We start from the raw sequence: 13,706 nt of genomic DNA, 5'->3' as shown, positions 1-13,706 counted from the left end.
TGGAAACCGGCGCTGCGTGGCAGATGTCCTCGTGCCAAAACGACCACCACCCGCCCCGTTGGGGTTCACACCTGATTCCCAATCCACCCCGTGGGAGCAAAATGGTTTCGCTGTGTTTCCAGACCCTTATGCAAATTGAAACTGTCGCTCCGAGTTGCTTCCCATCAAGGACAACATCCCGGCTGGCACACGTCGAAGGCACGCCCCTGGTCATTGATCCTCAAGCGCCAACGACCCTTACCAACGCCTTGACTAATACGGCCACCCGCTTTCCCAACAAGGGCATTCATTTTGTCGACGCACAGGGCAAATCGACATTTGTCTCGTATCGCGAAATCCTGCAGCGAGCCCGGCGAATTCTGGCGGGGTTGCAGCGCGAAGGGCTGAAACCCGGATCCCGGGCGCTGCTGCAGGTTGATTCCCTTGAGGACCATTTCCCAACGTTCTGGGGGTGCGTGCTCGGCGGCATTGTCCCGACAACGGTCGCCATCGCGCCGACTTACACGCAGCGCAACGGCGTGGTGGACAAGCTCGCCAACGCCTGGCAATTGCTCGATCAGCCAGTCATCATCACAACAGAACGCTTGAAGCCGGAGGTCCAGGGACTTGCGGCAATAGCATCGATGCCAGGCATGCGAACCTTCAGCGTGCAGCAGTTGGTGCGGTGCGACGCGGAAGCCACGCCCCACGCGGTGAAGCCGGATGACATCGCGTTCATCCAGCTTTCGTCGGGCAGCACAGGCGTTCCGAAATGCATTCAGGAGAAGCACTCGAGCATTATCGCGCACATTCATTCCTCCGCCGCATTCAACCGTTATTCAACGGATGATATCACGGTAAACTGGCTGCCATTCGATCACGTGGTGCCGATCCTGACGTTTCACCTGAAAGACACCTATCTCGGATGCCAGCAGGTTCACGCACCTGCCAGCCTGGTTCTCGGAGAGCCGCTTCGCTGGCTCGATCTGCTCGACCGTTTTCGCGCGACGCATACCTGGGCGCCGAATTTCGGATTTAAACTCATCAGCGATCAATTGGCGCGGGTGACGAATCGTTGCTGGGATCTATCGTCGGTGCGCTTCTTCATGAACGCGGGCGAGCAGGTCACAATGCCTGTGGTGCGCGAATTTCTGAAAGCAACGGCCCCATTCGGTGTGCGTGAATCGGCCATGCAACCGGCTTTCGGAATGGCTGAAGTCTGCACGTGCATGACCTACGCGAACAGTTTCGGCGTAATGAGCGGCGCCCGCCGCTATGCGAAAACTTCATTGAGCGGGGATCTGCAGGAAACGCTGAGCGAATCGGGCGACAGCGTCGAGTTCGTGAGCCTGGGAACCGTCACGCCTGGCATCGCGATGCGCATTGCGAACGAGAAGAATGAAGCGCTCCGTGAAAACCAGATTGGACGCCTTCAAATCAAGGGGCCCGTAGTGACGCCGGGCTACTATCACAATCCCGCAGCGAACGAGGAGGCATTTGTTGGTGATGACTGGTTTAACACCGGCGACCTCGGATTCATTGCGGATCGGGAACTCTTCCTGACAGGCCGCGAGAAGGAAATGATCATCATCCGCGGAGCGAAATATTACTGCTACGAGGTCGAGGATGTGGTGAACAGCATTCCTGGCGTCGAGCCCACTTACGCCGCAACGTGCGGAACAAGCGATCCGGAAACCGGCACGGAAACACTGGCGGTCTTTTTTGTGCCCGCCGCCGCGGCAGACGTCAAGGCACTCGCCCAATCCATTCGCAGGCGCGTCACTGCAACTCTTGGCATTACTCCCGGGTTTGTTGTGCCCTTGACTCGCGAAACCTTTCCAAAAACCACCAGCGGCAAAATTCAACGCACGCACCTCAAGAAGGCTTTGGAGGCGGGAAGCTTTGCCGAGGTCCTGAAGCCGCTGGAGGAAGCAACAACGGTGTCAGCGATCCCTGCCGCCAATTCCGTGCAGGCCGCGGTGGCTCGCATCTGGGAAGAGGTGTTGAACCGAGCCAATCTGCCCGCCACAGCGCATATCTTTGAGGTCGGTGGGGACTCACTGAAGGCCACCCGAATCGCTTCGAGGATTCGCGAGCAGTGGCGGATCGATTTCCCGCTGCACCGATTGTTTGGCGAGGAAGGCACCATTTCCGGCATGGCGGCATGGATAGCCGCGCATCAATCGAAGGAGCCCGATGCGGATGCGCCCCCGCCCATTCACCCCGCGCCACGCACCGCGATTCTTCCGCTTTCGTATTCGCAATTGCGGCTCTGGCTTGCCGATCAGATTGATCCGGGAACGTCGCTTTACAACATCGGGCGCGCATTCAGGCTCAAGGGCAGTCTCGATGTTCCGGCTGTGGAAGCGGCGCTGCGCCAGATTGTTCAACGCCATGAAATTCTGCGGACGGTGTATGCCATGGATTCCATTCCCGTGCAGGCGGTGCTGCCCGAGATGCAGGTTCCATTGCCACGGCACGATCTTTCGCACCTGCCCGAGCCGGAGCAATCGCGTGTTATCTCCAATTTGATGTCGATCGAAATCTCCCGCCCGTTCGATCTCGCAGGCGGGCCGCTGATGCGCGCGAAGCTCGTTCGCCTGGGAGAGGATCATCATCTCCTGCTGCTCGCGTGGCATCAGATTGTGACCGATGCATGGTCGCTCGGCGTCTTCAACCAGGAATTCGCATCCTTGTATTCGGATATCACGGCGGGGCGGGAAAGCACGTTGCCAGAGCTGGGCGTGCAATATGCGGATTACGCAACGTGGCAACAGCGCTGGCTTGCGGATGCTGCCCTCGAATCACAAAGTGCGTTCTGGAAAACGAAGTTCGCCTCCGTCCCGCAGCCTTTGAGTCTCGGCGCTCCCCGATCCGGCCCTGACGACGCGGCCGCCGACAGTGAAGTTTTGGAAATTGTCCTCCAAGGTTCGTTGCTGCAGCAGTTGCGTCGATGCAACGCCAGCAACAACGTAACAAGCTTTATCACGCTCCAGACGATTTATCGCGTGTTGCTGGCGCAGTGCAGTGGCGCTGCGGATTTCGTTGTGGGATCGCCCGAATCCGGACGTCGCCGTTTCGAAACCGAACCGCTCCTGGGCTGTTTCGTAAACATGCTGCCGCTCCGCTCGCGCATCGAGCCGAACGATTCCTGGCGCTCGCTCCTGGACCGCGTTCGAAGCACGACCGCGGATGCGTTCGCGAACGCCGATGTTCCATTTGAAAAGGTGCAGGCGCTCGCTGCCAGGTCTGGCGGCGAACGCGCGCGCCTGTTGCAGGCGTGGTTCGGGCCGATCGATTCCCTTGAGCAGGTCACGATGGGCGGCGTTCAAGTTACCGTTCAGCCGGTGTTTCCACCTGTCGCGCAGTTTGACTTGTCGTGTTTCATTGCGGAACAACCGGAGCGCATTTCGCTGTTCCTCGAATACAAGGTTGCGGTCTTCACGCGCGATGAAGCGCGAGCCCTGGCCGATTGCTTCCAAAAGCTGCTGCGCGAAATGCTCGACAATCCCAACGCGCCCATCGCGCGTCATATCGCTAACCAGGCGTCGGCCGCCCGATGCGGCCTCTCGGCCGAGTGTAACTCGTAGCGCAGTTTCCAAACCTGTCCTGCCCTCCGCAGCAGGCTGCGGCGGAGGACGGGCTGTACCGCCGGCTTCCAAGCCGGCAGGCACGGACCTGCTCCACAAACATCAAAGCTCCGGTCGCTTTAACGTGGAAGTGGATCTGCCCGGCAAAACCCGCGGCTATAATCCAGGCACGGATTTCCAGTCGCGCTTTTGAATGCCCGGGACGAGCATTCGGCCATGAATGCGTCACCAAAAACCCCTCTGCATTCCGTTCACGTGTTATCACGTCCGTCGACGCCCCCGCTGTGTCCCCGCGATGGAGCGCGCCTCGGAGTGATTTCCACAAATAGACATTCATCATTAAAGTGCAGCGGTTGCTCCGGATTATGGCTTCCCGCTGCAGCCGTGAAAAATGCGCTCGGATTGACGAAGACGGCACCCAAACCCGGCGCGACGATGCAATGTCCTGTGGATCGTTCGCCAATGGCCGCGCTGCGTCATCGCGGGGTGGAGATTGATATTTGCGGGGCATGCGGAGGCGTTTGGCTTGATCTCGGCGAATGGGAAAAAATCGTGCAATCGAAAAGCAATCACAGCACCAGCGGATGGGATGCTGTCGCCGACACCGGGTTCGAAATTGCCGGCGAAGTTGTGGGAGAAGCCGTGAGCCTGGCCGTTCAGTTTGTTGCCGAGGCGCTGAGCGGGTTGTAATTATTTGTCGCGATAGGCGGCGGGTGTGTAGAGAAACACCTGCCGCTTTTCCGAAACGGCGAGCAATCCTTCCGGCACAAAACAGCATCCCTCGATCTGCCCCTCGCGAAAACCTGCAAACCGAGGCCGCACCTCCCCTGCCCGCTTCAGATTGCCTGCGACACGGAACAAGTACGAGCCACTGCCCGTCACGAGGCCCAGCGTGGCGCCGTCCGCGGACAAGTCCGCACCTGTCACTGGCGATGTCACAGGCAGCTCAACCACGCGTTCAAGGGTGATCGTGGTGTTGGTGGATTCGAGGGGAAAACGATAGATCACAGCGCGTTGATCATTGAAAACTTTCGACACAAGGTAGCCGTCACCGCGCCAGACGAAGAATGCCTCGCAATCGAATGCCGCCTCAGGAAAGCGCAGGCGCCATGATTTGTCGGCCTTTACGGACCCGTTAGTTTCACCGGCGACGGGTTCCGCAAAGCGATGCACCGCCACTTCCTTGCGGACTGCAAAGTTGTTGCCCACGTCCGCAAGATAAAGATTCCCTTGCTCGTCCCGCGCGATGTCTTCCCAATCACCGACCGATGGTGCAATGACGGTGAACTGGGCGAGCGATTCGCCCGAGGCGTTGATTAGAAAGAGAGTGGAATCTTTGCCGTCGTTATGGGTCCAGAATTGATCAGCCTTGGCGGCGGGCACCACACCCGAGCTTTCATCAATCCGCGGATTGGCGATGCGTCCCACTTGAAAAATTCCCTTGGCCTTTTGCACGCGCTGCGGCGACGGCGGCTGGGCTGAGTGAGCATCCATGCACTGCAGCGCCACGATCCAAATGAAAGCCGCAGCAAATTTCCGGGAACAGTTCTTCACCTGAAGAGAATCGTGACGTCCTGCAGTGGGTGCAATCCGAAAAAACGCGTGCGCGTCACCCTGGTCGTGGCGATGAGTAACGCCCAGCAGGCGAAGACGTCTGCGATACAGTCTCGAATCGTCGGGAGAAACCTGCGCTACTTGACTGGGTTCGCGACCGAGGTCTGTCGCAGGCAATGGGTCAGATAAGGCAGGAGCTGCTTCTTGCGCGAGACCACATCCCTCAATTCGAAAATCGATTCCTCGCGGTGCGGGTAGTTGATCCGATCCACGAACTCTTCGTCGCCCTTGACCAGCAACATCGAATTCTGCGTCGTCACGTCCGTGATCATGAGCGCGGAAAAGTGATAGCCGCGTTGCGCGCGAAAGGCTTCCAACGCGTCGAGAAGTTCCTGCTTGCGCAGCCAGAATTGATCGAAACCCACTTCCTCGATCTGCGCCACGCTGAACGTGACGCCATCCTCGCGGTATTCCTTGCAATCGGTTGTGATTGCCTGCGGCGCGGGCTTGAGCGTCAGCAACGATCCCGACGCGAACAGCTTCTCCGTGAATTCACGCGCGTTCACCTGCGCGAGCTTCTCGAGCTCCTGCAATATTTCACGATCCCGCGGAGTCGTTGTCGGCGAGGTGAGGTTCAGCGTGTCCGACACGACACCCGCCAGCAGCAGTCCCGCTATCGCCCGCGGCATCTCAATGCCCTGCCGAAAAAAACAATCCGCCACGATCGTGCTCGTTGATCCTACAGGTTCGTTGCGGAAAAGAATCGGCTGCTGCGTTGTGAGTGCGCCGATGCGGTGATGATCGATGATCTCGAGAATTTCCACTTCATCGGCCCCCTGGACCGCCTGCGAGAGTTCGTTGTGATCGACAAGGATCAACCGGCGATTCACCGTCTTTAAAAAATCGGTTTTGGAAAGAATGCCAATGGTTCTCCCTTCTTCATCCAGGACAGGGAAAATCTGATGGCCGGACGATGTCGCCTCGTCGCGCACGGATGCCAGCGGCGAGTGTTCCCGGAAACAGACAAATTCCTCATTCAACACGTGCCGAACGGAAACTGCCGCGCGCGACAGGGCCGCTGTGGTTGCCGTGTCATGCGGCGAGAGCACAATGCTCACGCGTTTTCGCCGCGCCGCTTCGATCAGCCGCTTCTCCACCTTGAGGCCGCCCGTCACGATCACGAGCCGCACGCCCTCACGAATCGCAGTTTCCTGGATGTCCAGCCTGTCGCCCACCACCACGATCAGTTTCTCGCGCAGGAAGGATTCTATGCGTTCCTTGAAGGATTCGGCACTCATGGCCCCGATGAACATGATCAGATCCTCTTCCTGTTCCGCATCGAACCCAACCAGCAATTCGCCTTCGAGCGTCGAAGTGAGACTTTTCAATGACGAAAAAACACGGCGCGAATCGACGAGGCGATTTCCGGCGGGGAACAGGAATTTGCTCAGCTTGAAGAGTGAAAGGAGGCCGCGGCAATGTTGCTGCGAATCGAGCACGGGCAGGATGCGGATGCTGCGTTCATCCATGAGCTGCAGTGCCTGCGCCGCGGTTGCTTCCGGGGTCACGCTCAAAACGCGCCTCTGCATGACATCGGAAACCTTCGGCGAAACGTCGGCCACGAAACGCGGGGCCGGCACGCCGAACGTGCTCAGGACGAAGTCGATTCGGTCGTTTGTATCCCCGCATCGCGCGGCCACGGCTTCGGGAGATCCCGTGCGGCGTTTGAATTCCGCGTAGCCGATCGCCGAACAGATTGCGTCGGTGTCCGGATTTCGATGGCCAATAACCAGAATCTCGCTCATGGGAACGCGGCGAAGCTAAACGGGGCTGTGGGTGACAGCAAGTAAAACGGCCCATTTGAAGGCATTTGGGACGTCGGGTAATCTCCCACCCCGGGCTGCGGACCGCAGGCTTCAGCCTGCTTCAACGGCAAACATGCGGGACGGGTGGAACTTGCTGAAGCGCATCTCAGGAGCGCGGACAGCCCTGTCCGCCGGAAGCAACGCCGCTAAAATACGTGCGGACAAGGCTGTCCGCGCTCCCTTCGCCCCAAGTCCCAACGTTCAAGCGGCGTGAACGCCGCGCTTCTAGGCTTTTGCCATCAATTGCCGCAGCACGAACGGCAGAATTCCGCCGTGCTGATAGTAATCAATCTCAATCGGCGTATCGATGCGGCAGCGAACCGGCACGCAATCAATCTGGCCGCTGGCGCGCTTGATCTGCAGCGTGAGGTCCTGTTGCGGTTTTAAGTTTTTGTCCAGCCCAAGCAGGTCGAAGATTTCGGTTCCATCGAGATTCAACGTTTGCGCCGTGGTCCCATCCTTGAACTGCAGCGGCAGGACGCCCATTCCGACCAGGTTGGAGCGATGGATGCGCTCAAAACTCTGCGCAACCACAGCCTTCACGCCCAGCAGCGCCGTGCCCTTCGCAGCCCAATCGCGGGAACTGCCGGTGCCATATTCCTGGCCCGCAATAATGATCAACGGCGTGTTGTGATCCGCATACTTCATCGCTGCATCGAAGATGCTCATCACTTCACCGGTCGGTTGGAACTTCGTCACGCCGCCTTCGGTCCCGGGAACCATCAGGTTCTTGATCCGCACATTCGCAAAGGTGCCGCGCGTCATCACCCGGTCATTGCCCCGGCGCGAGCCGTAACTGTTGAAATCCTCAGCTGAGACGCCGTGCTCCAGGAGGTATTTCCCAGCCGGCGCAGATTTCTTGATCGAACCCGCGGGCGAGATGTGATCCGTGGTCACGCTGTCGCCAAAAATTCCCAATGCGCGCGCAGCCTTGATCTCCTTGATCTCGCCGCATTGCAAACCGAAGCTCGTGAAGAATGGCGGTTCCTGGATGTAGGTGCTCTTGTCATCCCACGCATACACATCTCCAGTGCTCGCGGGAATTTCGTTCCACTTGGGATTCTGCTCGGCAAAGTCGCGATACAACTGGCGGAACACTTCAGGCTTCAGCGCTGCCTGCATTTGATCACGCACTTCCTGCAACGTCGGCCAGATGTCCCTCAGATAAACGGCCGAGCCGTCGCTCCCGTTGCCAATCGCGTCGCGGCTCAGGTCAATGTCAATGCGTCCTGCAAGCGCAAACGCCACCACCAGCGGTGGCGACATCAAAAAGTTCGCCTTGATGTTCTGATGCACGCGCGCCTCGAAGTTGCGGTTTCCCGACAAGACTGACGCTGCCACAATGTCATGCTTGCTGATGGCATCATCGATCGGGGCTGGCAGCGGTCCGGAGTTTCCAATGCACGTCGTGCAGCCATAGCCGACAAGGTTAAATCCGAGCTGGTCGAGATACGGTTGAAGGCCCGTCTTCTCCAGGTAATCCGTAACCACCCGCGATCCGGGCGCGAGCGAAGCCTTCACCATCGGATTCACTTGAAGCCCCCGCTCCACTGCCTTCTTTGCAAGCAATCCCGCCGCAAGCATCACTGAAGGATTACTCGTGTTCGTGCAGCTCGTGATCGCCGCGATCAACACGCTGCCGTGTCGAATCTGTCCTTCCTCGATGGGCAAGCTCGACCGGACTGCGTCGGGTGTCGGACGGTTGTTCGCCATTTCCAGTTCCGTCAGCGGATTCGTGTTTTTCGCCGCGGCCTTCGTGGTCGACACCGGTTCCTGGCTGCCGCCGCCGCCCGGGTTGGATGTGCTGCGGGCCGACACAGGGAAAAACTTGTCGAGGTCGCCCCGAGATTTGCCGAAACCGTTCTCCGTGACGGGCCTGCCGAACGCCGTCACAAACTCGTCCTTTAACTTCGGCAACTCGATTCGATCCTGCGGCCGCTTGGGACCGGCAACGCTCGGGACAACGGTTGCGAGGTCGAGTTCCACTTCCTGCGAGTATTCCACATCACCCTTCTGCGGCATGCCCCACAATCCCTGCGCCCGATAAAAATTCTCGTAAGCGCGGCAGGCTTCCTCGGTGCGGCCCGTCGCGCGCAGGTAGTGAACACATTCTTCATCAATGGGAAAGAAGCCCATCGTTGCGCCGTATTCGGGCGCCATGTTCGCAATCGTGGCGCGATCCACAACGGGCAGCGCGCGCGCGCCGGGTCCGAAGAATTCGACGAACTTGCCCACTACTTTTGTCTTTCGCAGCAGCTGCGTAATGGTGAGCGCGAGATCCGTGGCGGTGACACCTTCGCGAAGAGCGCCTGTCAGGTGCACGCCCACGACATCCGGCGTCAGAAAATAAACCGGCTGGCCCAGCATTCCCGCTTCCGCCTCGATCCCACCCACGCCCCAACCCACGATTCCCAGACCGTTGATCATCGTCGTGTGCGAATCAGTTCCGACGAGCGTGTCAGGGTAGAAAACTCCGTTGGCCTCGAGAATCCCCTTGGCGAGGTATTCCAGGTTCACCTGGTGAACAATGCCAATTCCCGGCGGCACGACCTTGAACGTGTTGAAAGCCTGCATTCCCCATTTCAGGAATTGGTAACGCTCGCGATTCCGCTGGAATTCAAGATCCAGGTTCTTGCGAAGCGCATCAACTGTGCCGGCGAAGTCCACCTGAACGGAATGATCGACGACGAGATCGACGGGAACCAGCGGCTCGATGATTTTGGGATTCTTGCCGAGCCGCGCGACGGCGGATCGCATCGCGGCCAAATCCACCAGGAGCGGAACGCCTGTGAAATCCTGGAGAACGATGCGGGCAACCACAAATGGGATTTCCTCCGTGCGTTCGGCGACAGGCTTCCAATTGGCGAGGGCGCGCACAGCGGGTTCCTGGACGCGTTTGCCATCACAGTTGCGGAGCACGGATTCGAGGACGAGGCGGATTGAAACGGGGAGGCGCGACACGGGTCCAACGCCGGCTTTCTCCAATTGAGGCAGCGAATAAAAGGCGCCTTGTTTTCCCCCGCCCGAGTCAAACTTCTGCAATGTCCCAAAGAGATTGTGTGCTTCGTTCATAAAAAAATTGTCCGGCAGGCACGAGACCGGCCGGTAGTTCGGTTCGAAACAGTAACGGGCTGCGTTTTGGCGTCAAGTCAACGCACGAGCACGTTCACCGAGTGTGCCCGTCTCCCGCGCGGTCCACGTGCGAAATCAGAACGCGTAGGATTATCGCCGGACCAAGTTCAATCACGACCACTTCGCGCAAAGAAGGCTCCTGAGCTTATCCACGAAAGACACAGCGTTCTTAGCTTGACTCCATCTTCCTCCCCTCGCCTGCGACGCAGGAGCGGGAGAGGGGCCGGGGGAGAGGGTGCTCTGATCCATTCTACAGCGTGATGTCTTTTCCGGTTTAAACGCTCCTCCTCTCCCCAGCCCTCTCCTCCGCTCCGAGCGGAAGAGAGGGAGTTGAGAATGAGCCTGCAGTAGTAAGCATCTGGGCTCGTTCAGGCTACACATTCCTCCCCTCGCCTGCGACGCAGGAGCGGGAGAGGGGCCGGGGGAGAGGGTGCTCTGATCCATTCTACAGCGTGATGTCATTTTCCGGTTTAAACGCTCCTCCTCTCCCCAGCCCTCTCCTCCGCTCCGAGCGGAAGAGAGGGAGTTGAGAATGGAGCTGAGCCTGGCGACTCACAGATCTGTCCCGATTACATCAGCGCGGGCTGTGCTCATTCGTGTGAGTTCGTGTCCATACGTAGGTCCATACGTAGTTTTGCGTCCGCGGCTTCAACTGAATCGTTCCGGCTTAGCTGCTCGAGACACTGATGTTGAAGCTTACGAAGATCACAGCCTGAGATGTTGCCAAAAAAACAAAAGTTGTGGGATAGCAGTACGCAGAACACAAAAACCGAATTTAAGCCACAGCAGATCCGACTTACAATCCTTCAGGATTCCCAAACGTCTGATGCGCGGAATCCCACCCCATCTTTAAGCACGCTCGCATCGGGGATTTTCCGGAACAATCCCTTTACATTCCATGGACGCCGGGGTAGAAGCGTTCATCCCACTCGGCTAGGCAACGGACAATTACCAACCAACGTCCAACAGCTTATGAATCCCAATCCCATCACCCTGCCCCTGGTGTGCCGTGTCGCGGTCATATTGATTTTTGCATCGCTGCATGTGTTGTTTCAGTTGCCAGCCCTTGCGCAACCCTCTGATGTACCGCTCACGCGTTTCTGGCGGCTCGATGGACCGGTTCAGGCGATTGTCATCACGAACGCCACAACTTACGTGGGAGGCGCGTTCTCTTACGTCGGTCCCGATTCCGGCGGTGCAGGCGTGATCAGTGTTGCGACAGGCCAGGCGAAACGTGGTTTCCCAAAAATCGAAGGCTCCGTTCTCGCAGCCGTTCCCGATGGCTCGGGAGGCTGGTTTGTCGGAGGTTCGTTTACGAATATTGGCGGGACCGTGCGCACCAACCTCGCCCACGTGCGTGCCGACAACGTCGTGAATCCCTCATGGAGCCCAAACCCAAACGGCCAATGCCGGGTTTTGCTGGTTCATAACGGAGTCTTGTACGTCGGCGGAAATTTCACGCGCCTTGGCGGGATCATCCGCAATCGGATCGGGGCCATCGATCTCGCTACTGGGGAGCCTACAGCGTGGGACCCCAATGCAAGTCAGTTCGTCAATACGTTCGCGCTGAAACCCACCTTGAACACCCTTTACGTCGGCGGCAACTTCACCACGATCGGCAGTTCGAACCGCACGCGCATCGCGGAAGTGGATCTTGAAACAGGCCGCGCCACTGCATGGAATCCGGGTTCCAGCCACGTCGTGGCGACGATCGCGGTCAGCGGCGACACGATTTACGCGGGCGGCGGCTTCACCACAATTGGCGGCCAACCGCGAAATCGGATCGCCGCGCTGAGCGCAAACAGTGACACCGCGCTGCCGTGGAACCCAAACATCCTGGGCGGCGGCGTCAGCAACATCGTTGTCGGCGCAGGCGTGCTTTACGCAGGCGGAAACTTCACGACGGTCAGCGGGTTGGGCCGAGCTTCACTGGCCGCGATTGATCTCACCACAGGACTTCCCACGGCGTGGGATGCCCTCCCTAACACAAACGTGAACACGCTGATCCTTTCCGGGAACGTTCTTTACGCAGGCGGTGGGTTCACCCAGATCGGTGGCGCAAGCCGGCAATATTCCGCCGCGTTGGACGTTACTTCCGGAGCGGCCCTGCCCTGGGCACCCGCCGCGTCGGATCTCGACCAGGGGATCCCCGCAAGCGTTTTTGAGATGCGATTGGCGGGCGATGAGGTGTTCGTTGGCGGATCGTTTGCAAGCATCGGCGGCGCGGTTCGAAACAACATTGCTGCAATCGACAATAATTCCGGTGAAGCCACGGCGTGGAATCCAAACGCAAACGGAAGCGTCTTAGCGCTGATCGCGGCTGGCGAGACCCTTTATGCTGGCGGTTCATTCACCAATATTGGCGGGCAGCCCAGGAATCGCCTGGCAGCGATCTCGACCCAAACCGGCTTGGCCAGCGCATGGAACCCGGACGTTCGCGGGCGGGCTGGCGTGGCCGTGCTCGATATGGCGATCACTGAAGACGTGTTGTTCGTTGGCGGCATCAACACAACGAATGTTGGCGCGCAACCGCGCACAAACCTGTTCGCGGTGCAACTGGCAAATGGCCAGCCAACTTCCTGGAATCCACCGGTTTTCCGAACTTCGACGGCGGGCGCGGTTTCCCGATTGGTCGTCGACGGCGATTCGCTTGTCATAGGCGGCGACTTTTCCACGGTCAATGGCGCGTTCCGCACAAATCTTGCAGCGTTGTCCATGATTGACGCCGCAGTCGAAGCCTGGAGCCCGAATCCAAACGGCGGCGTCTCGAACCTTGTTGTTTCAGGCGATGTTGTTTATGCGGGAGGAGCGTTCTCAAGCATCGGTTCGATCCTGCGCAATCGCATCGCCGCGGTGGAGCGCGGTTCCGGACTGGGCATTCTTTCCTGGAATCCTGACGCAGGTTCTGTCGCTGCGACCCGCGTATACGCATTGCTGCGCGGCACCTCAGCGTTGTATGTCGGCGGAACATTCAATGGCCTGGGCGGCGCGTTTCGAACGAATAGCGGGAGTGTGACGCTGTATGACGGAGGCTTGAGCGGCCAGGCAGGATCATGGAACCCGCGATTCGGAGCCGCGGTTCGCTCGATGGCACTCGGTGACAATCTGCTCGTCACGGGCGGGAACTTCCTTTCCGTGGGCGGAAGCCCGATATCGTATCTGGCCGCGTTCGATGCCGCGCCGGGAATCGTCGTTTCCTCGATGCGAACATCGCCTGGCGCGTTCCAATTCGACGTTCGCGGCGGAGAAGCCACCAACATCGTGGTTCAACGTTCCATCAGCGACCTTTCCCATTGGACATCGATCAGCACAAATTCTGTGACGCCGACCGCGATCCCGATCAACGACGCGGATCCGTCCGAAGTTACGCCGCGGTTTTATCGGGCGTTTGCCGCGCCCTGAAATCGAAGATCGAAAACACCCTGCCGGTTTGTATCTGTCGCCATGCGACGCTCGAAAGGATTGAGCGTTGAGGGACGGGACGCGGACACCGCTCGTTTGCATGATTTTCAATATCCTTCGCAGAATGAGAAGTGGTCAAACAGAGCGGCAGGAAGGATAGTCACCATTCAACCATCAATTTCCA

General features: G+C 58.8%; 6 protein-coding genes. 3 read left to right on the top strand and 3 right to left on the bottom strand.

What is annotated here, in order from left to right:
* The first annotated feature begins 128 nt into the window (after positions 1-128).
* Both VEH04_06130 and VEH04_06125 read left to right on the top strand, forming a co-directional pair.
* Positions 129-3,569, top strand: a complete 3,441-nt coding sequence (locus VEH04_06130; GenBank protein HYG22344.1) for a condensation domain-containing protein — start codon at positions 129-131, stop codon at positions 3,567-3,569.
* A gap of 384 nt (positions 3,570-3,953) precedes the next feature.
* Positions 3,954-4,259, top strand: a complete 306-nt coding sequence (locus VEH04_06125) for a zf-TFIIB domain-containing protein (GenBank protein ID HYG22343.1) — start codon at positions 3,954-3,956, stop codon at positions 4,257-4,259.
* Here the strand turns inward: VEH04_06125 and VEH04_06120 are convergent, their stop codons facing one another.
* The 3 genes from VEH04_06120 to VEH04_06110 all read right to left on the bottom strand — a co-directional run bounded on the left by VEH04_06120 (position 4,260) and on the right by VEH04_06110 (position 10,060).
* Entirely contained in the window at positions 4,260-5,123 is an 864-nt protein-coding gene (locus VEH04_06120) for a hypothetical protein (GenBank protein HYG22342.1), read from the bottom strand.
* Between the two features lie 137 nt (positions 5,124-5,260).
* Positions 5,261-6,928 carry a putative manganese-dependent inorganic diphosphatase gene (locus VEH04_06115; protein ID HYG22341.1) on the bottom strand — a complete coding sequence of 556 codons (1,668 nt, stop codon included), beginning with the start codon at positions 6,926-6,928 and terminating at the stop codon, positions 5,261-5,263.
* Between the two features lie 285 nt (positions 6,929-7,213).
* Positions 7,214-10,060, bottom strand: a complete 2,847-nt coding sequence (locus VEH04_06110; protein ID HYG22340.1) for an aconitate hydratase — start codon at positions 10,058-10,060, stop codon at positions 7,214-7,216.
* Positions 10,061-11,092: 1,032 nt separating this feature from the next.
* On the opposite strand from VEH04_06110, the gene VEH04_06105 reads away from it, so the two are divergent.
* Positions 11,093-13,522, top strand: coding sequence for a hypothetical protein (locus VEH04_06105; protein HYG22339.1), 2,430 nt, complete (start codon positions 11,093-11,095; stop codon positions 13,520-13,522).
* Positions 13,523-13,706: the final 184 nt, after the last annotated feature.

This window comes from Verrucomicrobiia bacterium, from assembly GCA_035629175.1.
In the GTDB taxonomy this organism is placed as follows: domain Bacteria; phylum Verrucomicrobiota; class Verrucomicrobiia; order Limisphaerales; family DASXHY01; genus DASXHY01.
This window is presented reverse-complemented; position numbering and strand designations above follow the sequence as displayed.

Bases quoted from the DNA above. Each gene is read 5' to 3' on its own strand.
- VEH04_06130 (HYG22344.1), top strand. From the start codon at position 129: ATGCAAATTGAAACTGTCGCTCCGAGTTGCTTCCCATCAAGGACAACA.
- VEH04_06110 (HYG22340.1), bottom strand. From the start codon at position 10,060: ATGAACGAAGCACACAATCTCTTTGGGACATTGCAGAAGTTTGACTCG.
- VEH04_06105 (HYG22339.1), top strand. From the start codon at position 11,093: ATGAATCCCAATCCCATCACCCTGCCCCTGGTGTGCCGTGTCGCGGTC.
- VEH04_06115 (HYG22341.1), bottom strand. From the start codon at position 6,928: ATGAGCGAGATTCTGGTTATTGGCCATCGAAATCCGGACACCGACGCA.